The following is a 22,185-nucleotide window of genomic DNA, read 5'->3' on the forward strand; positions in this document are numbered from 1 at the left end:
TTACATTTTAAGAATCTTGACTAAAAGCGTCAATCATTTTATATTTTGAAGCCAGATATTTACCGACTATAGTTTTCATTAATTTTTGGTGAAATACAATACCTACAACCCCTATTAAAGCCAAAGCTAAACATGCCATTTCAAAATTAGCCAACCAAGACACCACGCCAAAAATAGCTAACGGAACTACCATAAGCGGAATACCAATTAGCCATTGCACAGCCCCTGTTCCTTGATAATTAAATGCCGCACGTTGATTAAGGTCTATTTTCTTTCTGTTAAAAGAGCCGCCCCATAATATCACGTGTGTGTTAATACCAATGTTGTAAATAGCTGCTGCTAAATGTGCTAAAAGAATATTCCAACCAAAATACACATAAGGAATACTCAACACAAACATTACGACTACACTAAAGGCCATTAAGTTGAATTTTGACTTTAAATATTGTTTGTACTGAATGTTTTGGCTCATCAACATTTTGTAATATCCGCTATCCCAAGCGGGCACAAATTGCCCAAAATTGATAAGGAAAATACCCGTGACAAAAATGCCTACAAAACCATACATAAAAGGTTTATCGGCGTAAATAGGATTGGGGTAAAAAAACAAGCCATACAACAACCCAATAACTAAAATAAACACTGATGAACGTGGGCGTTTGTTACGCCAAATTAATCGTAAATCCAATTGCATAAACGGAGCTGAATCACCAAACTTTCTGGTCCATTCCAGATTGGAAGAATTAACTTCTTTTACATTCGATTTTAAAGAACTATCCAAGAACAGTTTTTGGCGAAGCATTTTAAAATTCATTATATACAACCCAATTAATACCAAAATTGGAATGCCAATTAATAAGGGATTGTTGTAAATACCATTTATCCCGCTTGACACTAAATCGGTAAACGAAATAATATTGAAGTAATTCAAGGCAAACAATCCGCCAGCCAATACGATAACGGGAAGAAAGGATAATTCGGTTTCAGACGAAAAGCTTTCCAGAATAAAATTCAGAAAATTAATAATAAGCGTAATACACAATAAGGTGAGTATCCAAACCAATACCGAAACCGTTGGGTAATCGTTAATAAGCAACATCACACCAAACGGAATAATTGCAAACATTGGTAAGAAGTTAAAAAATGACAACGCCGATTTCCCCAAGACATAGTTAACCACCTTGCTACGTTTTACAGGTAAGGTTAGCAAAGGTTTTACACTCATTACGGGCAACTTCTGAAAGAAAAACCGCATCAACACATCGGCAATAATCCAGTAAAACAGATAGCTATTTACAATAATTAGTGGGTCTTGATCTGGAAACTGATCTTTCAACAAAGGATATAAGGCCACACCCAAAGCCAAAAACATCACAACAAAATACAGAGCAAAAAATACCAAAAGAATATTGAGCGCCATACTTTTTTGCCAATACGATGACCTAAAATATTGTTTCCATTCGAGGTTGAGAAAGTGCTTTAATGTCATTTTTTAAGGATGGTTTATTGCATTAGTACACATTTGTAATGATTTGTTACATATTGTACTCTGGATAAGTTTCTTTTAAGTGTATTTGTGCGTTTTTAGGGATGATTATTGCTGTAATATAAATGTAAATAATAGCCAAAGTGATTAAAATAGCATATAATGCCGACCAAATCATAGAATAGCTTAAAGTATCAAAAGCTTTTGAAATATTGATTAGTTGTGGTGCATAAATAGTTCCCCACCAAATGACATTCGAAAATATAATTTGTTCAAACAACCATACTTTTTTGTTTTCTTTTTTATCGCGTTTTCTCTTAAGAGCAAAATGAACACCAACTACAAGGTAAAAAACAAAGAATACTATAAAGGAAACTCCCAAAATAATCCCGCCTAGCTCTGTTCTAAATAGCGTATAAAACCCAAGCAACAAGCTGATGGTCAACAAAACTTGCGGTAACCTAAACCAATCTTTTGCATAGCTTAATAGCAGCTTAAAATACTTTTTGTGCATGGCTTTTTCTCGGGCTTCCACCACATCCATAAAACCAAATACGCCAAATTTCTTAAAGGCTTTATCCCGGGCTTCTTCAAAACTTATATGCGGATTTTCATCCCAAATGGCTTCAATATCGTTTGCCATATGGTCTACCAATTCGGTTTGTAAATCGTAATATTCCACATAGTGTTGCCTAGTGAATTTGTATAACTGTTCGATATGTTGCTCGGTAATGGTCACGATACGTTTTGGTATTTGTTTTTGTAATAAATGATGTGGCTTCTTAAGTCGTCCATTTTGGGTTCAACAACACTTGCATCGTTTCGATATAACGCTCCAATTCATTAAGCTTGCTTGCGGTTTCCTTAGTACCTTTTTCAGTGAGTTTGTAATATTTTCGCAATCTATTATCCACACGTCGCACCTCAACGTCTAGCAAACCGTCGGCTTCCAATTTATGCAAGGCTGGATATAGGGCGCCTTCAGTAATTTTTAATTCACCATCGGTAAGTTCCTTTACTTTTTGGGTGATTTCGTAACCATACATTTTCGGGTGCTCCGATAAAAGCCTTAAAATAATGGTCGTTAAACTACCTTTATACAATTTTGAATTTGACATAACACAAATATACCTAAAATTCTTATGTATAAAATACTTAGGTATTATTTTTTTCTTAATTTCAACGGTATAAGTCAATGCTTCCTTATTTTTGCCAAAAATTAATTATATGGCAACGTTTCATAAACTCACTATAAAACATATTATTAGAGAAACTTCTAAAGCAGTAAGTATTGCTTTTGAAGTTCCTGATCATTTAAAATCTGAATTTCAATTTAAAGCGGGACAATACATTACCTTGAAAACCATATTAAATGGGGAAGAAATCCGTCGTGATTATTCCATTTGTTCAACACCGCAAAGTGGCGACCTTAAAGTAGCTGTAAAAGCCGTTGAAAATGGGACGTTTTCGCAATATGCCAATACACAATTACAAGAAGGCGATACGCTAGATGTTGCACCACCAAATGGTCGTTTTACGTTTGAGCCTAATGCTTCGGCTAACAGAACTATCATGACATTTGCTGCTGGTAGCGGCATTACACCTGTTATTGGTATTATAAAAACCCTTTTAACTGAAGAGCCTAATAGCAAAGCTGTTCTGGTTTATGGCAACAAAACCCCCGAAGAGGCTATTTTCTTGCAAGAATTAATCGCATTACAATCGCAATATAGCGAGCGTTTTTCTTTACAATTAGTGTTTAGTCAAACGCAAGAAGACAACGCTCTTTTTGGACGTATTGAAAAAAGCTCTATCAATTTTAGTATAAAACAACATTTAAAAGACGTCGACGTTGACGCCTACTATTTATGTGGTCCAGAAGGCATGATTACCACAGTAAGCGACGTCCTAATAGAAAGTGGTGTTGCCAAGGACAAAATTAAATTTGAACTGTTCCAAGCCTCAACTCCAGAGCCTTCTAACGGAACCGATATTCCTGAAGGACAAACTCAAGTCACCGTTATTTTAGATGATGAAGAAACCACCTTTGTAATGGACAACAAAAAATCGGTTTTGGAAGCAGCATTAGCCGAAGATCTCGATGCACCATATTCTTGTCAAGGCGGCATTTGTAGTAGCTGTTTGGCACGACTTAAAGAAGGTGAAGTCGAGATGCGCCAGAACAATATTTTAACCGATAATGAGGTTGCCGAAGGCTTGGTACTAACCTGTCAATCACACCCAAAAACACCTAAGATTATCGTAGATTATGATGATATATAGAATTCCTGAAAAGCAGGAATCTCTTAAAAAGAGACACTGAAACCGAAAACGAAAAATTGTTGAGATGACTTTGTCACTATGCTCTTAATGGTATTATTGCTGAAGCAATCTGTATATTACATTAATAAGATTACTTCGCTACGCTCGTAATGACGTTAATCAAAATAGAACAACCAGCCATCAGACAAATCGTTCCATTCTGGATTTTCGCTTTTTATTAATTCCTCTTTACGATTTCTATTCCCCGCTTTCAATTGTTTTTCTCTTGCTATAGCTTGGTTAATATCACTAAACTCTTCATAATAAACCAACTTATCGCAATTGTATTTATATCTTATTTTGGCTTTGTGCTCATAAACCCGTTTTAACAAATTGGATGTTACACCAATGTATAAAACAGTATTGTTTTTGTTCGTTAAGAAATATACATATGATTTTTGCACAGTTAAAAATACGTATTTTACTCGTCATTGCGAACGAGGTATGAGTGAAGCAATCTCATTTTGAAATTAATTAATTGAGATTACTTCGCTGCGCTCGTAATGACATACTAATCACACAGCAAGGAATGAAATGACGTAACAGTCTGTGTTTCTTCTATTATTGGAATTACGTCGTCGCTTTACTACCCGTAATAACGGACTGTATTTTATCTACAACCCTTTCAACTGGAATACTTCCTGCTGCATTTTCATAACCCTCCGGGAATTTATTACCATAAACCGAGGTTGGTATTTTTGGGTATTGTTTTCTATCGGCTAGCAAACAATAATCATTTGGTTGGTTAAATGGTGCAAAACCAGCATACGGATGCGTCACACCCCAAATGGTAACCGTTTTTATACCAAACATAGCTGCTAAATGCGCGTTACCCGAATCCATAGACAACATGACATCAAGATTAGAAATCACATCTAATTCTTCTTTAAATAGCAATCGCCCGGCAAGATTAACTATATTTTTATCATCGCACCAAGACTCTAAAATTTCGGCTTCGGCTTGGCTACCAAAAAGAATGACTTTATATGTTTTTGAAAGTGCTTTAACCACTTGTTGCATCATTTCCAGCGGATACATTTTACTCTCATGAGCCGCAAAAGGTGCCACACCAATCCATTGTAAATGATCTTGTCCGAGCAATTTCTTAGAAGCTTCAGAAAGTTGCCCACGCTCTGGAAATTCTGGATTTGATAAATTAACAGGAAACCCTAAGTTTTTAAATACATCGGCATACCGTTGATGGGTTGTTTTAAGTTGCTGAAAATTTTCCCCTAAAACCAAGGCTTTCTTCTCGGCGCGACCTTTATCTATTTGAATGGTTTTTATTCCGAATAGAAACGTTTTTAAGATTTTTGATCGTAAGACATTATGCAAATCTGCAATGGCGTCAATTTGTAGGGTTTTAAGTACTTTGGATAGTTTCCAAAGACCTAAAACACCTTTATGTTTCCCTTTTAAATCAGCAATATAAACCGTAACATTAGGAATGTCTTCAAAAAAAGGCGCAAAAAAACCGCGCGTAAGCACGGTTACTTTTATATTGGGATATTGTTTTGCAAAAGCCTTCAACACAGGAACTGTCATCGCTACATCGCCCATTGCTGAGAGACGGATGACGAGTATGTGACTGGGCTTTAACATCTATTCCTTAAAGAGAGTCCTTACTTCCGCAGGACGTTTTTACTTTCTAGCGCGAAGCACAGGGTTAAGCTCGTCATCGTTGTACATTTTCATTTGTTTGTACACTTTCATATACTTATCGCCATTGGCAATATCGTTAAGCAAATCGTCGATAGCTGTCGATAAATCTACGCGTTGTTCAAGCAACACGTCTAATTTTTTCTGGCAAGCGTCTCGGTGGTCTTGAGAAGCATCTTCACGAGTTGCCTCTACATTCATATGATAAATTTTCAAGGCTAAAATAGATAATCTATCTATGGCCCAAGCTGGGCTTTCGGAATTTATTTTAGCATCTGGCTTTACGGTAACGTCTTTATATTTATCTAAAAAATAACTATCAATAAACTCTACTGTATCTGTTCTATCTTGATTAGAAGCATCAATTTTTCGTTTTAGTGCTAAGGCATCAACTGGGTCGATATTGGGATCTCTAATAATATCTTCGTAAGCCCACTGTACCGTGTCTATCCAACATTTTCTGTATAATAAATGAGCAATTAAATCCTCATTTTTATCGTAAGTGTTATTAAAAGGTTGCTCTACAGTATTTTTAATTTTGTACGTATTTATCGCTTCTTGAAAGATGCGATTTGCTTTGTCTGAAAACATATCTTTTTAATTTTGAAGTACAAATATAGGTGTATTTCTTAACTTTACTCGATAATCGAGATTTGAATCTAACAAAACTGTTTACGAAATAAACATATTACATATGCACCTACACAACCTTGCTGATACTAATTCCGTTTTAAACACATTTATTACTGAAATGCGCGATGTAAACATCCAAAAAGATGCGATGCGTTTTCGCCGAAATATAGAACGTACTGGAGAAATTTTGGGATATGAATTAAGCAAGTCTCTTAACTTTTCGCCAAAGAAAATCACGACACCGTTGGGCACTGCAAAGTCTCATCTTATTAGTGATGATATTGTGTTGTGTTCCATTTTGCGTGCTGGCGTACCCCTTCATAATGGATTACTAAATTATTTTGATCGTGCTGAAAATGCGTTTATTTCGGCTTACAGACATCATAAAGACAACCCTGAAAGTTTTGAAATTATTGTCGAGTATTTGGCATGTCCAGACTTGAACAACAAAACCTTGATTCTAGCCGATCCCATGCTAGCAACAGGACAATCTATGGTTTCTACTTTCGAGGCTTTAAAACCTTTTGGAACACCAAAAAACATTCATTTGGTTAGCGTAATTGGCGCTCAAGAAGGAGTTAATTTTGTTTCAAAACATTTTGATGCCAATACTCATTTATGGATTGCCACAGTTGATGAAGCATTAAATGAAAAAGGCTATATCGTTCCAGGTTTAGGTGATGCTGGCGATTTAGCTTTTGGGCAAAAATTACAGCACTAAACTAGCAAAAGGTGTTAAAATTAATATCCAAAGAAGAACTTCTTTAAACCATTTTTCTGAAGCTATTTCAATGTAATTTGTTAAAATAATGGATAATGGTGCAAACAAAAAAATGAATTCAGCTCCAGACTTTTCGGGTGCAATCACTAAAATTCCCGCAGCAATTAATACAGCAATTAACACTAATACATAAGACGGTTTGTAGCTTTTAGATTTTGCTTTTAAATTTTTTAGGTAATAGAATAACGACCAAACAAAATAGGATAAAATAATGGTTGTTGAAATAATAATTTGCCTAGAGTTTAGGTTAGTAAAGTCAAGACTTATGCTGTAATTAAACTGTTTGAAATAGGTGTTTAAATCATTTCCTAAAACAATTTGAATACACACCGCAATAATGACGACAGTTAAGATCCCTAAAAAAGGAATTATCCAGTTTTTTACATCTACAATTTTAAAAAGTAACAGTGCAGCAAAAATCAACACAAAAAACAAGCAAGACCAGAAATAAAGTAAGGTTGCCAATCCTATCCAAAACGCGGCATCAAAGAGCTTTTTCTTTAACTCTTTTTTAGATCGCAGGCTTATAATACGTCGCATGGCAAGTAACACAAAAAGATTTGCTATAAGAATTTTAGAGTTTAAAAATGATTGTGGAATCATTATTAAAAACAACGTAAAAAACAGAATACGATAGCTGTTTTTCTTGGTAAGGTTGTTTTTTCCAGTTACAAAATCGAACACAAATACCGAAAACAAACACACCCCAAACAACCCAATTTGTTTTAAAATTGAAACGGTATTTAGCTCAATCGTAACTAACGTTGTTTTTGCCCATACAAAAGCTGCTAATAGCATTAGACTAACAACCAAAAAGTGAATAGGTTTTGCTTTGCTAAAAAAACTTGAAATCATTGATATTGTTCGTATATTTGCTCTGTAAATATATTGATAAACCTTTTACGCTCGTAAAGAGCACCTTAAATTATATACAATGAAAGATTTTTTCTATGCCATTCAAGACCTTTTTGTAAATGTATTATTTGCACCACTTGACGCTTTAAGAGCACTTGAACTTGACAATTGGTTTGCAGCAAATGGCCTTAACTGGTTTTTTATGCTAATTGGTTTTGTAGCTTTTATTTATTGGATGGGTCAGTTGAAAAAGTTCAACGACAACAACGAGGAAAATAAAAGTATTACAGCGCATAAATACTTATAAGTCGAAACCAATATCTTTACGATAATACATCTTATCAAAATGTAGTTTTTCTATATTTTGATAAGATTTTTTTAGTGCTTCTTCGTAAGTTTTCCCATAGCTTGTCATTGCTAAAACGCGCCCACCTGAAGTGATAATTTTGCCATCTTTTACTATGGCTCCAGCGTGAAATGGTATGGAGTCTTTAACATTTTCCAATCCTGTAATTTCTTTGCCTTTTTCGTAAGCCTCTGGGTATCCGCCAGAAACTGTCATAACGGTTGTAGCAGCACGCTCATCAATATCAATGTCAATAGTATTTAATGTTTGATTTGCAATGGCTTGAAAAATGTCTAGAATATCATTTTTTAGTCTTGGTAGAACTACTTCGGTTTCAGGGTCGCCCATTCTTACATTATATTCAATAACTTTTGGATCGTCTCCAACTTTTATCAAACCAATAAAAATAAACCCTTTATACGGTAAATTATCTTTCTGAAGCCCTAAAACTGTTGGTTTTACTATACGTTCTTCAATTTTATTAAGAAAGTCTTTAGTTGCAAATGGCACTGGAGAAATGGCTCCCATTCCACCAGTATTTAGGCCTGTGTCGCCCTCTCCAATACGTTTGTAATCTTTGGCTGTGGGCAATATTTTATAGTTTTTCCCATCGGTTAGCACAAAACAGCTCAACTCTATACCATCCAAAAACTCTTCTATAACAACTTTAGAACTTGCGTTTCCAAACTTCGCATCAACAAGCATATTTTTAAGTTCGGTTTTGGCGTCTTCCAAGTCGTTTATAATTAAAACACCTTTCCCTGCGGCTAATCCATCAGCCTTTAACACGTAAGGAGGGTTTAAGGTTTCTAAAAATTGATAGCCTTCTTCTACAGTCTCCTTATTAAAACTTTGGTATGCCGCCGTTGGTATATTATGACGACTCATAAATTCTTTTGCAAATTCCTTACTTCCTTCTAATTCTGCAGCGGCTTTTTGTGGCCCAATTACAGCAACGTGTTTTAGCGCATTATCATTTAAAAATATATCGTGAATACCTTGCACCAAAGGATCTTCTGGGCCAACAACAACCATGTCGATGTTCTTATCGAGAACCAGTTGCTTTATGGCTGGAAAATCGGTTACACCAATGTTTACATTTTCTGCAATTGCAGCAGTACCCGAATTTCCTGGTGCGACATAAAGCTTAGTACATTTTGAGCTTTGGGCTGTTTTCCAAGCAAAGGTGTGTTCTCTTCCTCCAGAACCTAAAATAAGAATTGTCATAGTTGTGTTGTTTGCCGCAAAAATAATTGCTTTTACGCTTAAAAAATAATTAGATTTGAAAAAAGATACGATGACTATTTACAAATTGCTCCTTAAACACATGATTTTGCCTATTGGCAATGTGTTTTATGGTGGTCATTATCTTAAGTTTTTAAAGCAATGGCGTGTTTACGACAGTATGTCTGAGGAGGATTTAAAAGGCATTCAAGAGAAAAATCTTCGCGACATTTTAAACCACGCCACGCAAACGGTGCCTTATTATAAATCATTATCGTATTCCTCGCTTGCAGACTTTCCTATTTTAACAAAAGATATTTTAAGGAGTCATAAAAACGATTTGGTTTCAAGTGATTTTAATATTACATCGTTAGATAAACATCATAGTAGCGGAAGTACAGGTGTGCAATCGTTTACTTATATGACAAAAGAACATACCTTTTATTTACGAGCTTTACAAACGCATTGGTGGCAATGGAGTGGTTATGATTTTGGAGATTATTTACTGCAGTTTGGTATTTCACAAAAACGCTCATTGCTTAAGAAATTAAAAGACTTTTTTTATCGCTGTTATTACAATAAAGCTTTTGGGGTTTCTGAAACAGATTTGAAACACATCCTAAAAAACATTAGCAAAAAAAAGGGCGTTTATATTGCGGGTTATCCTTCTGTTATTAATCAATTGGCATTGACTAAAAATCATTTAAAATCGAAGCCTCATGTTTTAGGGATTGTCTGTTTTGGTGATAAATTATTTCATCATTATACAACCAATATTAAGCAAGCTTTTGGAAACTCAACAACTATAGTGGATACATATGGTTGTGCCGAAGGTTTACTTATGGCCTGTAAATACGATTTGGAGTATTATTACATTATGTCGCCTCATGTAGTTTTAGAAATTGTTGATGATAACGGAAATCCTGTAAAAGATGGTGACATGGGACATGTTTTAGTGACTTGCCTAACCAATAAAGCAATGCCATTAATACGATACAAGCTTGGGGATTTAGCCATTAAGTTGCCTAAAGAACATTATCCAAAACACCGAAAATTAAACTATCCATTATTACAAAAAGTTGTCGGACGGGAAACCGATATTATAAAAACGACCAAAAACATTACCCTTAATGTGCATAGTTTTACAGGAGTTTTAGAATATTATCAAGAGATTAAACAGTATAAGGTTATTCAAAATAATTTAGAATCGATTACAATTCAATATATCGCAGAGCCTAATTTTAAAGACACCTGTTTAGAGGAGATTAAAACAAAACTAAACACATTAACCCAACAATGTTTAAATATCTATTTTGAAAAAGTCCCTTATATTGCTCCAACCAAATCTGGGAAACCTCAAATTATTGAATCTAATTTATAAACATCATGAACATTACTATAGTTGCTGGAGCACGACCAAATTTTATGAAAATTGCCCCTATTATCGAGGCTATAAAACAAAAGCATCTTGAGGGTTTTAACATAAACTTTCGTTTAATACATACTGGTCAACATTATGACAAAAACCTTAGCGATACATTTTTCGAAGAGTTAAACATTCCTTTTCCAGATAAAAATCTTGGTGTGAAAAGCGGGACACAGGCCGAACAAACTGCCAATATAATGATTGGCTTTGAAAATGAATTACATGACAATCCTTGCGATTTAGTTATGGTTGTTGGCGACGTTACCTCTACCATGGCCTGTACTATTGTGGCTAAAAAAGCAGGAATTAAAGTTGCTCATGTTGAAGCAGGAATTCGCTCTGGTGATATGAAAATGCCCGAAGAAATTAATAGAATTGTAACCGATAGTTTAACCGATTACTTTTTTACGACATCTCAACACGCCAACAATAACTTATTAAAACAAGGTGTTCGTGAAAATCAGATTTTCTATGTAGGTAATGTTATGATAGACACCTTAAGAAAACACGAAGTACACTTAAAACAACCTCAAATATGGCAAGATTTATCTCTTAAAAAAGGAAAATATTTAGTTATGACATTGCATAGGCCAAGCAATGTCGATGAAGAGCAGCAGCTTAAATCATTAATTCACAAAATAGCAACAATAGCTAAAGATTATCCAATAATTTTCCCTGTACACCCTAGAACGAAAAACATATTAGAAGGGCTTAATCTAAAGTACTCAAACCTTCACTATGTTAGCCCACTAGGATATTTAGAATTTAATTTTTTAGTTAAACATGCTTTGGGTGTTTTAACAGATTCTGGGGGTATCACAGAAGAAACTACAGTTATGAACATACCCTGCATTACATTACGTGAAAATACAGAACGACCAGAAACTTGTGAGATAGGTACAAATATTTTGGTAGGTAACGATATGGAAAAAATTGAAAGGGCATTAAGCCTTCTGCTTAATGCCTCATGGAAACAAGGACAAATCCCCGAATTATGGGATGGTCATGCAGCTAAACGTATTAGTAATTATCTTGTTGAAATCTTCGATTTATAATGAAAACCATCTGTATTATAACCAGTTATTTCCCACCAGAAACAGGTGCAGCATCAAACCGTATGGCTCATATGGCTCATGGGTTAACAAAACAAGGTTATAATGTTACAGTAATCACACCATTACCTAACTATCCTACTGGCAAAGTGTTTAAACCATTTAAAGGACAGTTTAAACACACTTCTATAGAAAATAATATCACTATTCATAGACTTTGGATATATGCTAGTAATTCAAAAAATAAAATAAAACGTCTTATAGCTATGCTTTCTTATAGCTTTAGTCTCGTTTGGTTTTTCCTTTTTAATAAACTTCCGTATAAAATTATTGTCCAATCGCCACCACTTTTAGTAGCTTTTACTTGTATGTTGTTTTTAAGAAAAAGTAACCATAAGCTTATATTAAATGTGAGTGATTTATGGCCTATAGCTGGCTTAGAACTAGGAACTTTTAAAAAGAATTTTAGTTACAAAGTTTTAGAAAAAATTGAACACTATAATTACAAAAAAGCTCATTTAGTTTTAGGTCAAAGCGATGAGATTTTATCGCATATAACATCTATTCACCCCAAAAAGGAAACCTTTTTATATAGAAATTACCCCGATTTTAAACCTTTACCTATACAATCCACTTTTAATGAGAGAGGTAAAATAAGAATAGTATATGCAGGCTTATTGGGTCACGCTCAAGGTATTTACAAGCTTTGTAAGGAGCTAGATTATACTAACATTGAATTCCATATTTACGGTATGGGAGCCGAACAAGATGAGATTAAAACTTATATTTCAAAGCATAAAGAGTTACCTATTTTTTATCATGGCGGCGTTTCTCGTGAAGAGCTTCATGTGGCTTTAAAAACATACGACATCACTATTATTCCACTGTTAAATAGAATTTATGGTTCTGTACCCTCCAAAATTTTCGAGTATGCGAGACTTGGTTTACCTATCATTTATTTTGGGGGTGGTGAAGGCGAAACTATTATTAAAAAATATGCTTTAGGCTGGATTGCAGCATCTGGTAATTATAACGACTTGAATCATGTTATTAATTCAATATCCTTATCAAAATTAGATGCAAATGTGAAAAGTGATATTCAGAAGCGTGCTCTAAAACATTTTGACTTTGAAAAGCAGCTTAAAAGCCTTTCAAAAGTCCTTTAATACGCTTTTTCTTCACCTTTAATGGCATTTATAAAGGTTTTGTAAATAATTTTTAAATCAAGGAAAATAGACCAGTTTTCTATGTAGAAAATATCAAACTTTACACGCCCAATAATGTCCTTATCTGTTTCTACTTCACCGCGAAAACCACTTGTTTGTGCTAAACCTGTAATACCTGGTTTAACAAAATGACGCACCATAAATTTATCTATTTTCTTAGCATACATATTTGTATGACTTACCATATGAGGCCTAGGTCCTACAACAGACATGTCGCCAAACAATACATTAAAAAATTGTGGTAGTTCGTCAATACTCGTTTTTCTAATAAAACGACCAACCTTGGTGACCCGCATATCATCTTTTGTAGCTTGTTGAAGATGTGCATCTTTATTAGGCATCATAGAGCGAAATTTATAACAATCAAACTCTTTATAATTAAAACCATTACGAGATTGCTTAAAAAATACAGGGCCTTTAGATTCTAACTTAATTAATATAGCAATTATGGGTGTTAACCAGGATAAAATAAAAATAATGACCATGCTAGAAAACAGGATGTCGAAGCTGCGTTTAATAACCAAATTAATAGAATCCTCTAGTGGTATATTCCTTAAAGACAATATTGGAATATAATCGTAATATTCATACTTAAGTTTTTTAGAGTAAATCTCTTTATTATCAGGTAAAAATTTAAGTATTTTTAAATTGTTATCTGCAAAGTCAACAACGTCGCTTATTTGTGAGTTTGATAATTCTGAAATAGCGCAGTAAATTTCATCAATATCTTCCTCTTTAATATACTTAAAATAAGCATCTAAATCGACATGTTTTTTATCACTAAAGCTAAATGTCTTTTTATAAATATAACCATATTCTGGATTTTTATTAAAAAAATCTTCAAGAGCACGTGTTTTTTTATTCTCACCAAAAATTACGGTCCGCCTGTAATTACCGCCAAATGCTGTTCGGTATTTTTGAAGTAGATAATATAATGCAAACTTAAATCCAGCAATTAAAAAAAACGCCGTAAAAACATATTTAAAAACCCTATTGGGTTTAATATCTAAATCGGTAAATAACCCAGAAAAAGCAAACACAATTAGCGTAAACAGCACCAACTGCCTAATAATTAATGAAAGTATAGTAACTTCTCTTGTGTAACGATAAACCTCATAAAATTTAGAGGGAAAAGAAAGTACAAGCCAGGCTAAAGTAAAAAATGTTATAAACAATAAAGGATCTATATACTTAAAAAAGTAAAAAACACCTAAGCCATTAATAATACTTAAATCTATTAAATATGATATGGGTCTTATGTATCCGGAGTATCTTCCGTGTTTTAATCCTGGCATACAAATTACTTGATAATATGTTTGGTAAAGTCTTTATGCTCGCTTCTAAACAACTCTTCTTCGGTAAGCCCTTTAAAATAGTTAAACGTTTTTTTCATACCTTCTTGACGTTGAACTTGTGGTTCCCAACCCAATAGTTTTTTTGCTAAATCTATGTTTGGTTGGCGCTGCATGGGATCATCTTTAGGTAACTCTTTATAAATAATTTTCTGATCTGTTCCGGTTAATTTAATAATCTCCTCAGCAAAATCTTTAATTGAAATTTCGTTAGGGTTACCAATATTAACGGGTGATGCATAATCGCTAAATAATAGTCTGTAAATCCCTTCTACTTGATCATCGACATAACAAAAAGATCGTGTTTGAGAACCATCGCCAAAAACAGTTAAATCCTCGCCACGAAGTGCTTGACCCATAAAGGCTGGTATAACACGACCATCGTTTAATCGCATTCTTGGACCATAGGTATTAAAAATACGGACAATTCTAGTTTCCAAACCATGAAATCTATGATAAGCCATGGTAATAGACTCTTGAAAACGCTTAGCCTCATCATAAACCCCTCTTGGTCCTATGGTATTAACATTACCATAATAATCTTCGGTTTGTGGGTGTACTAATGGGTCGCCATAAACTTCGGAAGTAGATGCAATAAGTATTCGCGCTTTTTTAGCTTTGGCTAGACCTAAAAGGTTATGAGTCCCCAAAGACCCTACTTTTAACGTTTGAATAGGAATTTTTAAATAATCTATTGGGCTAGCAGGCGATGCAAAATGCAAAATATAATCTAACGTCCCTGCGACATGTACAAACTTAGAAACATCATGATGATAAAATTCAAAATGTTCTAATTTGAATAAATGTTCTATGTTTTTTAAATCACCTGTAATTAAATTATCCATGCCAATAACATGGAAACCTTCTTTTATAAAACGATCACATAAATGCGATCCTAAAAAACCGGCTGCTCCGGTAATTAACACTCTTTTCATTAACCTATAGTCTTTCTACCAATGGAGCTATAATAAAATCCTTGGTTTTTAACATCCTCTAAATCGTACAGATTTCTACCGTCAAAAATAACAGGTGTATTCATGTTTGCTTTCAACTTATCAAAATCTGGTGTTCTAAAGATACTCCATTCTGTACAGATAATCAAAGCATCTACTTGTTTAGTAGCGGCGTACATATTGTCTACATATTGTAAGGTATCACCAAATCGCTTTTTAATATTTGGCATCGCTTCAGGATCGAACACCTGCAATTTCGCACCTTTTTCTAGCAGTTGTTCCATAATGTAAATAGATGGTGCTTCTCTAATATCATCGGTTTCAGGTTTAAAGGCCAAGCCCCAAATAGCAAAGGTTTTTCCTTTTAAATCACCCTCAAAATAAGATTCGATTCGTGGTAATAAAATGGTTTTTTGCTTATTGTTGATTTGAATTACCGAATCCAGAATTTGAAAGTTGTAATTGTTGTCTTTTCCAGATTTATGTAACGCCTTCACATCTTTAGGAAAGCATGAACCACCATACCCTATACCAGGAAAAAGAAAGCGTTTACCTATACGAGAGTCGGTTCCCATACCGCGTCTTACCATATCCACATCGGCGCCAACTTTTTCACAGAAATTAGCAATTTCGTTCATAAAAGTAATTTTGGCTGCCAAGAAGGAGTTAGCAGCATACTTTGTAAGTTCAGCCGATTTTTCGTCCATAACAATAATGGGGTTTCCTGAACGTACAAAAGGCTTATATAACTTCTCCATTAGGTTGGTTGCCTTATCTGAGCTTGATCCAATAACAATACGTTCTGGCTTAAGAAAATCGTCTACGGCAAAGCCTTCTCTTAAAAATTCTGGGTTGGAGACCACATCAAAATCTACATTGGTTTCTTTAGAGATGACTTCGGTTACCTTATTGGCTGTCCCAACAGGTACTGTACTTTTGTCGACAATAACTTTGTAGTCTTTTATTAATTGACCGATGTCTTTAGCTGCTCCTAAGACATACGATAAATCGGCAGAGCCGTCTTCATCTTCTGGCGTTGGTAAGGCTAAGAAAATAATATCGCCGTGATTAACACCCTCTTCTAAAGATGTAGAAAAAGTTAATCTGCCAGCTTTTATATTACGTTCAAAAAGCACATCTAAATGCGGTTCATAGATTGGAACTATACCTTCTTGCATTTGTTTTACTTTCTCTTCATTGATGTCTATACAAAGAACTTCGTTACCTGTTTCTGCTAAGCAGGTTCCTGTTACCAAGCCCACATAGCCTGTACCTATGACTGATATTTTCATGCTTTTATATTATAAAACACAAAAGTAAAGAAGTATTTTTAGTTTTAAGCTATTATTTCTATTCTATGGGTATTTTTCTTTTTTGTACAAGAAACAATGTTACAAATAAAGTGAAATACTCTATGCCTTTTATTCTAACTAACATAGACTCTGTTAGATTGGCTAAAAAAAAGGATATAAAAACAAATAAGAAAAAATACTGTCTATATTGTATTGCCCTTGTAATTAAATAAATGATTCCTCCTAAATAAATAACTGCTCCTAAAATCCCGTTTACACTTAAATATTCCATAAACTGATTATGTGCATTATAATTATGGTGAGCAGCAATGATAAATCCTTTATCAATATATCTAATATTTCGTTCTTCTTCTATCTTATCTAAACCAACTCCAAGTAAAGGATGCTCTTTAAAAATATTATATGAAATATTTAATCGTTCAAAGCGACTATCCTTTTCGATTGAGGTTGTTGTAAGCATCCTTTCTTTAAGGTAACCGCTGCCTAAAAATAGAATGCCTGCTATTATAAGTCCTAAAAACAACACAAAGTAGATTGCTAGCCTTTTTGTTTTAGTTGCTCTAGTAAAAAAATATAGTACATATACTAATAAATATATACCCATTGCTAACCTACTGGCCAACTGAAACATTCCTAGGGTAAAGAATACACATATTAGTGTTTTTATTTTATTAGATAATTTACGTTCTTCAAATAATAAGTAATAAGTAGATGTGCAAATAAAAAGACCTAAATAAGCAGGATGAGTATCGGCTATATTTGTAAAGTCGTGGTTTAGATGCCGCCAACGTAAAAAATAACTTATTGGCTCGCCATAGGTTACCATCTCATAAATTACATTGCCATAGCAAATTACCAATGTTGCCACACAACCATAAGTTAATCCTTTTAAAACAACTTTTATTAGCTTATCTAAGTTTTTGTTTTTACCTAATAACCAAAATGCCAAGGGTATCAGTAAAAAGGAAAAATATTTTTCTAAATGCTTGATGAAAAATGTTTCTGAATTATTAAGGGATGCTATTACAGCCAAAACAAAAAAAAGAAGTAATGGTAAATATTGTTTAATAAAACCTCCTTGAGGCTTTGCTTTATTTAAAATACTTACAACTAGGCTAAAGAATAAAAATACACCTAAAACTAAATTGTTCAACAACATATACATAGGTAATGTAAATGTTGTTAAAAAAAGTAGATTACTTAAGTTAAAAACCTCAATGTTCCTTAACATTTAAACTATGATTTTGTTTTTCAAAACAGTTGCTATTTATGATTTTTTATAAAATTTAGTTTTTCCATTTCCTGAAACATTTTTGGTAGGTTCTTATATATTGAAACTTCTTCAAAAGAATCGCCTATTCTTAATTCATCAAAATAGATTTCATGTTCGTTAGAATCATCCCAATATCGATATTGTCCAAACTTAAAATACGCAGGAGACTTATTGTGCATATTTGGCCCATAAACTTTATTGTGTAAACCATTGAATGGTGTAAATGGCTCATTATTAACCCAAGCTGCTATATAACCCGAATTTGTAAAACTCCATTTAATTTCAAACACCATATCATACCACTTATCTTTTTCTATTTTTTTAGTAGCAATAGTTGACCATCTATAATCTTTATATTCAAATTGAGGCTTACCATTATTTCCATACCTCAAAACTAAGTAATAATCTTGATTGTTATTTGTAGTTAAATACAATGCAACGTTAGGTCTATTATACTTAATATATTTTTTATAATGTTTCCAGTCTTTTCCTGGGGCAGGTTTGCTATGCCATTGGCATATCATGGTTTCTCGCCCTAAATTTATATCATTGTATTTTAGGCTATTTGGTATTTTAAAACTAAAGGAAAGAAATTTAATATCGTTTATTGAATCATATAATTTAACACTAAATTCGGATCTTTTAGCAACCCCATACTCTCCTGTTTGTCTCGTTATTGTTTTTAAGAAATTATCCTCATACCTTCCAGACTTACTAATAGTATCAATTTTATAACCATTATTTTTAGTTATCTCCTTGACTCTCCATCCGTCGTTAAAGTCTCCTAACTCAAAATCATCGTGAAACTTAAAACTATTCTTTTCCTGCGAATACAATAAATGTATGCTTACAAAAAGCATCCAAAACAATTTTATATTATTCATTTATTTAAAATTATTTTCCATCCAATAAAACATAACTATAAGAGAAAATAGTTGTTTTTCGTAATTCACCTTTCCTCCTCTATGTAATGCAAAGTAGTTTGAGATCTGCTCTTTGTTGAAAACTTCGCCAAATGTACCTTTAGAATGTAAAATACTTGCTTCCAACATTTCCCCAACATCTCCCTTGAACCATTGTTTTCTTGGGGTTTTAAATCCTCTTTTTTTTCGGTAAATTATCTCTTTGGGCAAATATCTCTCGGCTAATTTTTTATGAAGAATTTTGTTTTTAAACAGGGTGACTTTCATACTATTTGGCAAGCTTTCGGCAAACTCCATTAGCTCTATATCCAAAAAAGGCACTCTGGTTTCAATGGAGTGTCTCATTGAAATCTTGTCTGTATAGATGAGCAAGTCATCGGCCAAATTCATTCTGGCATCCAAAGCCATCATCGCTGAAGTGGCTGATCTACTCTCTAGGTTGTATAAATCGTAATTATTTTTTATCAATTGATCAGTAAAGGTTTTGTCTTTAAACTCAAACATATCATAGTTGAGTAGTTTTTTTAACATAGTTTCATCAAAAAGAGAGTAGGACTCTGTAAACCCAGATATGGTATCATTGGCATTTATAGCTTTTATGGCTCTTCGAACATTATCCTTTTTAATGCTTTTTAACGCCCCTTTAAAAATTTGTGGTGCTTCCCTAAAGGACTCTATAAGCTCTTGTGGGTTGTATCTATTGTATCCTCCCCAAGGTTCATCTACACCTTGACCAGTTAACGTGACCTTGTATCCATCTTCATTAATTTGTTTAGACAAAAAGTGAATAGGAAAAATGGATTGGGTTCCCAACGGTTCTTCGACAAAGTCTATTAATTTTGGAAGCTCTTTTAAAAACACTTTCTCATCTAATATTACTTTTGTGTTTTTAACACCTATGTGTTTAGCTGAAAACTCCGCATCTTCCAACTCATTTACATCATTGTTCGCATTTACATAACCTGCAGTATAGGTTTGTATTTCGCTATTAGACTCCTCTTTTGCCAATAAGGCTAATAGTGCTGAATCCACACCTCCACTTAATAGTAGTGAAATTGGCACATCTGACATTAACTGCCTTTTAACTGCTTTCCTCAACAATAAATCATACTGTTCTAAGGCCTCCTTAACTGAAATGTTGTTGTTTATTTCAGGGACACGCCCAAAGTAAGAATAAGAGGTTATTTTTTTATCAGAAACATTTACCTCTATTACACTGCCTGGTTTAACCTTCTTGATATTTTTATACAAAGTATAGGGTGAAGGTGAATATTTTAGCTTTAAAAAAGAAGTTAACAAACTGCAATCTAGCTCTTTTGAGGCTCCCAAGGCAAACAGCCCTTTTATCTCTGAACAAAAAGCCAAGAGCTTACCCTCTAAAGAATGATAATAAACTGGTTTGACCCCAAAAGGGTCTCTAGCAATAAAGAGTTTGTTCTGTAATTTATCTAAAAAAGCAAAAGCAAAAATACCATTAAATTTTTTTACCGCCTCAATACCTTTTTCTCTTAGGTAATATAATATTGTTTCAGTATCGGAATGCCCTTTAAATTGTATCCCTGATAGTTCCTTTCGCAACTCTTGATGATTATATACCTCGCCATTAAAAACAATAGTGTAATTTCCACAATCTGTTTGCATAGGTTGATTGCCTGCAGAAGATAAATCGACTATAGACAATCTTGTATGTCCTAGGCTTACATTATGCCAATGATAACTACTTTGATAATCTGGTCCTCTATGGTGTATGGCATTTAATACCTCTTTGTTAACCTCTCTGTTTAATGTCCCAATAATACCACACATAAACTATGTTCTGTTTTTAATAAATTTTGCTGGAATACCTCCATAAACCGTATATGACGGCACATCCTTTGTTACAATTGCCCCAGCTGCTATTATACTCCCTTTTTCTATTTTAACACCTGGCATGACGATAACATTTCTACCTAACCACACATCATCTTCAATGATTACAGGTTTTCCCCTTGTCTTTCCTTGTTTTGCTATAGGGATATCTATTCTGTCATGTTTGTGCATATTGGCCAAGAGACTTACATTGGGAGCAATCATAACATAATTACCTATAGTTGCTCCTTGAATAAACACGTTTTCGTTTATTTGAACACCTTCTCCAATATTTACTTGCTTGGCATTTCCAATATATACTTTGTTTTCAACAAACGTCTCTTTAGAGGGCTTAAGTATTTTCAACACTCTTGACATATACCAAACACGAATTTTATTACCCAATTTTAAAATTCTTGAATTAGGCAAGTACTGAATAATAAAATAATATACTATTAGCTTTAGCTTATGCACTTTTTAATAGGTCTTTATAGATATTATAAATTTGTTTACACACATTCTGTAAAGATAATTCTTTAAATGAATTTAAGGCTCCTTCTGAGAGTTTATGATATTCAGTTGCTTTTATTTCGTGAATGTTTTTTATTGTTTTTGAAAGCTCTACAGCATCACCAAGAGGTACTATAAACCCGTTTGTTCCTTCGGATATCTGTTCCCTAAATTGTGGTATGTCTGATGTTATTACTGGTACTCCACAATACATAGATTCTATGGTAGCTGTTGGAAACCCTTCGTTTCTGGACATAAGGATGAAAACCCGAGACTGGTTTAATAATTTTCTTAGCTCTGGCTGGGTTTGGTTTTGCTTTATTGTGATATTAAATTTACTTTTCTGCAAATCCTCTAACTGCTCTTTATATTTTCCTGAACCACAGAAACAAAATGAAATATCTCTTTGGTTCAACAACTGTATGGCTTCAATAACCGTGTCTATTCCTTTCCGTTCTGTGAATGACCCTATAAAAATAAAATCGTAACTTTTTTTGATGCTTTGTTCTTTAAAAAAAACATCGTTGTTTACACCAACAGGTAGTATTGAACCAATGGATAGTTTGAGTTTTTCACTAACCATTTTGGCGAGTGTTATACCTACAGGTATTGTATAATCAACAGCTTTAGCTAATTTTTGAAAATGCTTTTTATTATTGGCATGAACCTTATCGGTGATGTCAATACCGTGAAATGTAACAACCACTTTACAATTTGGATGAATTTTTTTATACAACCAAACTAAATATATTAGAGGGTGAAAAAAGTGTAAATGTACTATATCATATCTTCTAAACAAATATGGAACAAAATTGGCAAACGCTTTAAAATACTTCAAAATTGACCCCAATTTTGATGTAAACTGACGCTTCATAAAGAATATATCAACAGTATCCTCTATTGGTAATATTCTTTTTATTTCATTGTATTGGTTTTTAACAAATATTCCAGCGTATGCTTTTTGCTTGCTAGGATACATGTTTGTTACGATCAATATCTTCAT

At 33.6% G+C, this 22,185-nt stretch carries 22 protein-coding genes; 6 read left to right on the forward strand and 16 right to left on the reverse strand.

Annotated elements, in window-relative coordinates; all coding sequences use genetic code 11:
* Positions 1–7: 7 nt before the first annotated feature.
* From EJA19_RS01035 to EJA19_RS01045, 3 genes are read right to left on the reverse strand one after another with little or no spacing between them, the layout of a single operon-like run.
* A complete protein-coding gene (locus tag EJA19_RS01035; protein ID WP_125466483.1) occupies positions 8–1,489 on the reverse strand; it encodes a DUF5687 family protein in 1,482 nt (493 codons plus the stop codon).
* 46 nt (positions 1,490–1,535) lie between these two features.
* Positions 1,536–2,225: a hypothetical protein gene (locus tag EJA19_RS01040; RefSeq protein WP_125466484.1), complete on the reverse strand. Its 690-nt coding sequence runs from the start codon at positions 2,223–2,225 to the stop codon at positions 1,536–1,538.
* A 43-nt stretch (positions 2,226–2,268) separates the two neighbouring features.
* Positions 2,269–2,604 (reverse strand): PadR family transcriptional regulator, encoded by a 336-nt coding sequence (locus EJA19_RS01045; RefSeq protein WP_125466485.1) that lies wholly within the window; start codon positions 2,602–2,604, stop codon positions 2,269–2,271.
* Between the two features lie 109 nt (positions 2,605–2,713).
* Here EJA19_RS01045 and EJA19_RS01050 point away from each other — a divergent pair, with 109 nt between their 5' ends.
* The gene (locus EJA19_RS01050) at positions 2,714–3,769 is read left to right on the forward strand and encodes a ferredoxin--NADP reductase (protein ID WP_125466486.1); all 1,056 of its coding nucleotides are present in this window, start codon (positions 2,714–2,716) and stop codon (positions 3,767–3,769) included.
* Positions 3,770–3,924: 155 nt separating this feature from the next.
* Here the strand turns inward: EJA19_RS01050 and EJA19_RS01055 are convergent, their stop codons facing one another.
* From EJA19_RS01055 to EJA19_RS01065, 3 genes are all read right to left on the reverse strand, one after another.
* Entirely contained in the window at positions 3,925–4,212 is a 288-nt protein-coding gene (locus EJA19_RS01055) for a GIY-YIG nuclease family protein (protein WP_125466487.1), read from the reverse strand.
* Between the two features lie 166 nt (positions 4,213–4,378).
* Positions 4,379–5,368 (reverse strand): glycosyltransferase family 9 protein, encoded by a 990-nt coding sequence (locus EJA19_RS01060; protein ID WP_125466488.1) that lies wholly within the window; start codon positions 5,366–5,368, stop codon positions 4,379–4,381.
* A gap of 81 nt (positions 5,369–5,449) precedes the next feature.
* Positions 5,450–6,058, reverse strand: coding sequence for a DUF4254 domain-containing protein (locus tag EJA19_RS01065; RefSeq protein ID WP_125466489.1), 609 nt, complete (start codon positions 6,056–6,058; stop codon positions 5,450–5,452).
* Between the two features lie 103 nt (positions 6,059–6,161).
* Between EJA19_RS01065 and upp the strand changes: the two genes are divergently transcribed.
* Complete coding sequence (gene upp, locus EJA19_RS01070) at positions 6,162–6,821, forward strand: uracil phosphoribosyltransferase (RefSeq protein ID WP_125466490.1); 660 nt, start codon at positions 6,162–6,164, stop codon at positions 6,819–6,821.
* Here the strand turns inward: upp and EJA19_RS01075 are convergent.
* Positions 6,810–7,736 carry a DUF6427 family protein gene (locus EJA19_RS01075; RefSeq protein ID WP_125466491.1) on the reverse strand — a complete coding sequence of 309 codons (927 nt, stop codon included), beginning with the start codon at positions 7,734–7,736 and terminating at the stop codon, positions 6,810–6,812. The two genes, upp and EJA19_RS01075, sit on opposite strands and share 12 nt — an antisense overlap.
* A gap of 79 nt (positions 7,737–7,815) precedes the next feature.
* Between EJA19_RS01075 and EJA19_RS01080 the strand changes: the two genes are divergently transcribed.
* Positions 7,816–8,043, forward strand: coding sequence for a DUF6341 family protein (locus EJA19_RS01080; protein WP_125466492.1), 228 nt, complete (start codon positions 7,816–7,818; stop codon positions 8,041–8,043).
* Here the strand turns inward: EJA19_RS01080 and purD are convergent.
* A complete protein-coding gene (gene purD, locus EJA19_RS01085) occupies positions 8,038–9,309 on the reverse strand; it encodes a phosphoribosylamine--glycine ligase (RefSeq protein WP_125466493.1) in 1,272 nt (423 codons plus the stop codon). The genes EJA19_RS01080 and purD overlap by 6 nt on opposite strands.
* Positions 9,310–9,364: 55 nt before the next feature.
* Here purD and EJA19_RS01090 point away from each other — a divergent pair, with 55 nt between their 5' ends.
* Genes EJA19_RS01090 through EJA19_RS01100 form a run of 3 tightly spaced genes read left to right on the forward strand, consistent with a single transcriptional unit; the run spans position 9,365 to position 12,950 of the window.
* On the forward strand, positions 9,365–10,687 hold the full coding sequence (locus tag EJA19_RS01090) for an AMP-binding protein (RefSeq protein ID WP_125466494.1): 1,323 nt from the start codon (positions 9,365–9,367) through the stop codon (positions 10,685–10,687).
* Positions 10,688–10,692: 5 nt separating this feature from the next.
* The gene (gene wecB / locus EJA19_RS01095; RefSeq protein ID WP_125466495.1) at positions 10,693–11,787 is read left to right on the forward strand and encodes a non-hydrolyzing UDP-N-acetylglucosamine 2-epimerase; all 1,095 of its coding nucleotides are present in this window, start codon (positions 10,693–10,695) and stop codon (positions 11,785–11,787) included.
* The gene (locus EJA19_RS01100; RefSeq protein ID WP_125466496.1) at positions 11,787–12,950 is read left to right on the forward strand and encodes a glycosyltransferase family 4 protein; all 1,164 of its coding nucleotides are present in this window, start codon (positions 11,787–11,789) and stop codon (positions 12,948–12,950) included. Before wecB ends, EJA19_RS01100 begins: the two co-directional genes overlap by 1 nt.
* On the opposite strand, the gene EJA19_RS01105 is transcribed toward EJA19_RS01100, so the two are convergent.
* From EJA19_RS01105 to EJA19_RS01140, 8 genes are all read right to left on the reverse strand, one after another.
* Positions 12,947–14,305, reverse strand: coding sequence for an undecaprenyl-phosphate glucose phosphotransferase (locus EJA19_RS01105; RefSeq protein ID WP_125466497.1), 1,359 nt, complete (start codon positions 14,303–14,305; stop codon positions 12,947–12,949). The genes EJA19_RS01100 and EJA19_RS01105 overlap by 4 nt on opposite strands.
* A gap of 5 nt (positions 14,306–14,310) precedes the next feature.
* Positions 14,311–15,297, reverse strand: a complete 987-nt coding sequence (locus EJA19_RS01110) for a UDP-glucuronic acid decarboxylase family protein (RefSeq protein ID WP_125466498.1) — start codon at positions 15,295–15,297, stop codon at positions 14,311–14,313.
* Complete coding sequence (locus tag EJA19_RS01115; protein WP_125466499.1) at positions 15,297–16,607, reverse strand: UDP-glucose dehydrogenase family protein; 1,311 nt, start codon at positions 16,605–16,607, stop codon at positions 15,297–15,299. The genes EJA19_RS01110 and EJA19_RS01115 overlap by 1 nt, the downstream gene beginning before the upstream one ends.
* 58 nt (positions 16,608–16,665) lie before the next feature.
* On the reverse strand, positions 16,666–17,859 hold the full coding sequence (locus tag EJA19_RS01120; RefSeq protein WP_125466500.1) for an O-antigen ligase family protein: 1,194 nt from the start codon (positions 17,857–17,859) through the stop codon (positions 16,666–16,668).
* Between the two features lie 32 nt (positions 17,860–17,891).
* A complete protein-coding gene (locus EJA19_RS01125; protein WP_125466501.1) occupies positions 17,892–18,785 on the reverse strand; it encodes a heparin lyase I family protein in 894 nt (297 codons plus the stop codon).
* Positions 18,786–20,630, reverse strand: a complete 1,845-nt coding sequence (asnB, locus tag EJA19_RS01130) for an asparagine synthase (glutamine-hydrolyzing) (RefSeq protein ID WP_125466502.1) — start codon at positions 20,628–20,630, stop codon at positions 18,786–18,788.
* Positions 20,631–20,633: 3 nt separating this feature from the next.
* Entirely contained in the window at positions 20,634–21,050 is a 417-nt protein-coding gene (locus EJA19_RS01135; RefSeq protein WP_240640185.1) for an acyltransferase, read from the reverse strand.
* Positions 21,051–21,138: 88 nt separating this feature from the next.
* On the reverse strand, positions 21,139–22,185 hold the full coding sequence (locus EJA19_RS01140) for a glycosyltransferase family 4 protein (protein ID WP_125466504.1): 1,047 nt from the start codon (positions 22,183–22,185) through the stop codon (positions 21,139–21,141).

The sequence above is a fragment of the Mangrovimonas spongiae genome, assembly GCF_003944795.1.
GTDB classification, from domain to species: domain Bacteria; phylum Bacteroidota; class Bacteroidia; order Flavobacteriales; family Flavobacteriaceae; genus Mangrovimonas; species Mangrovimonas spongiae.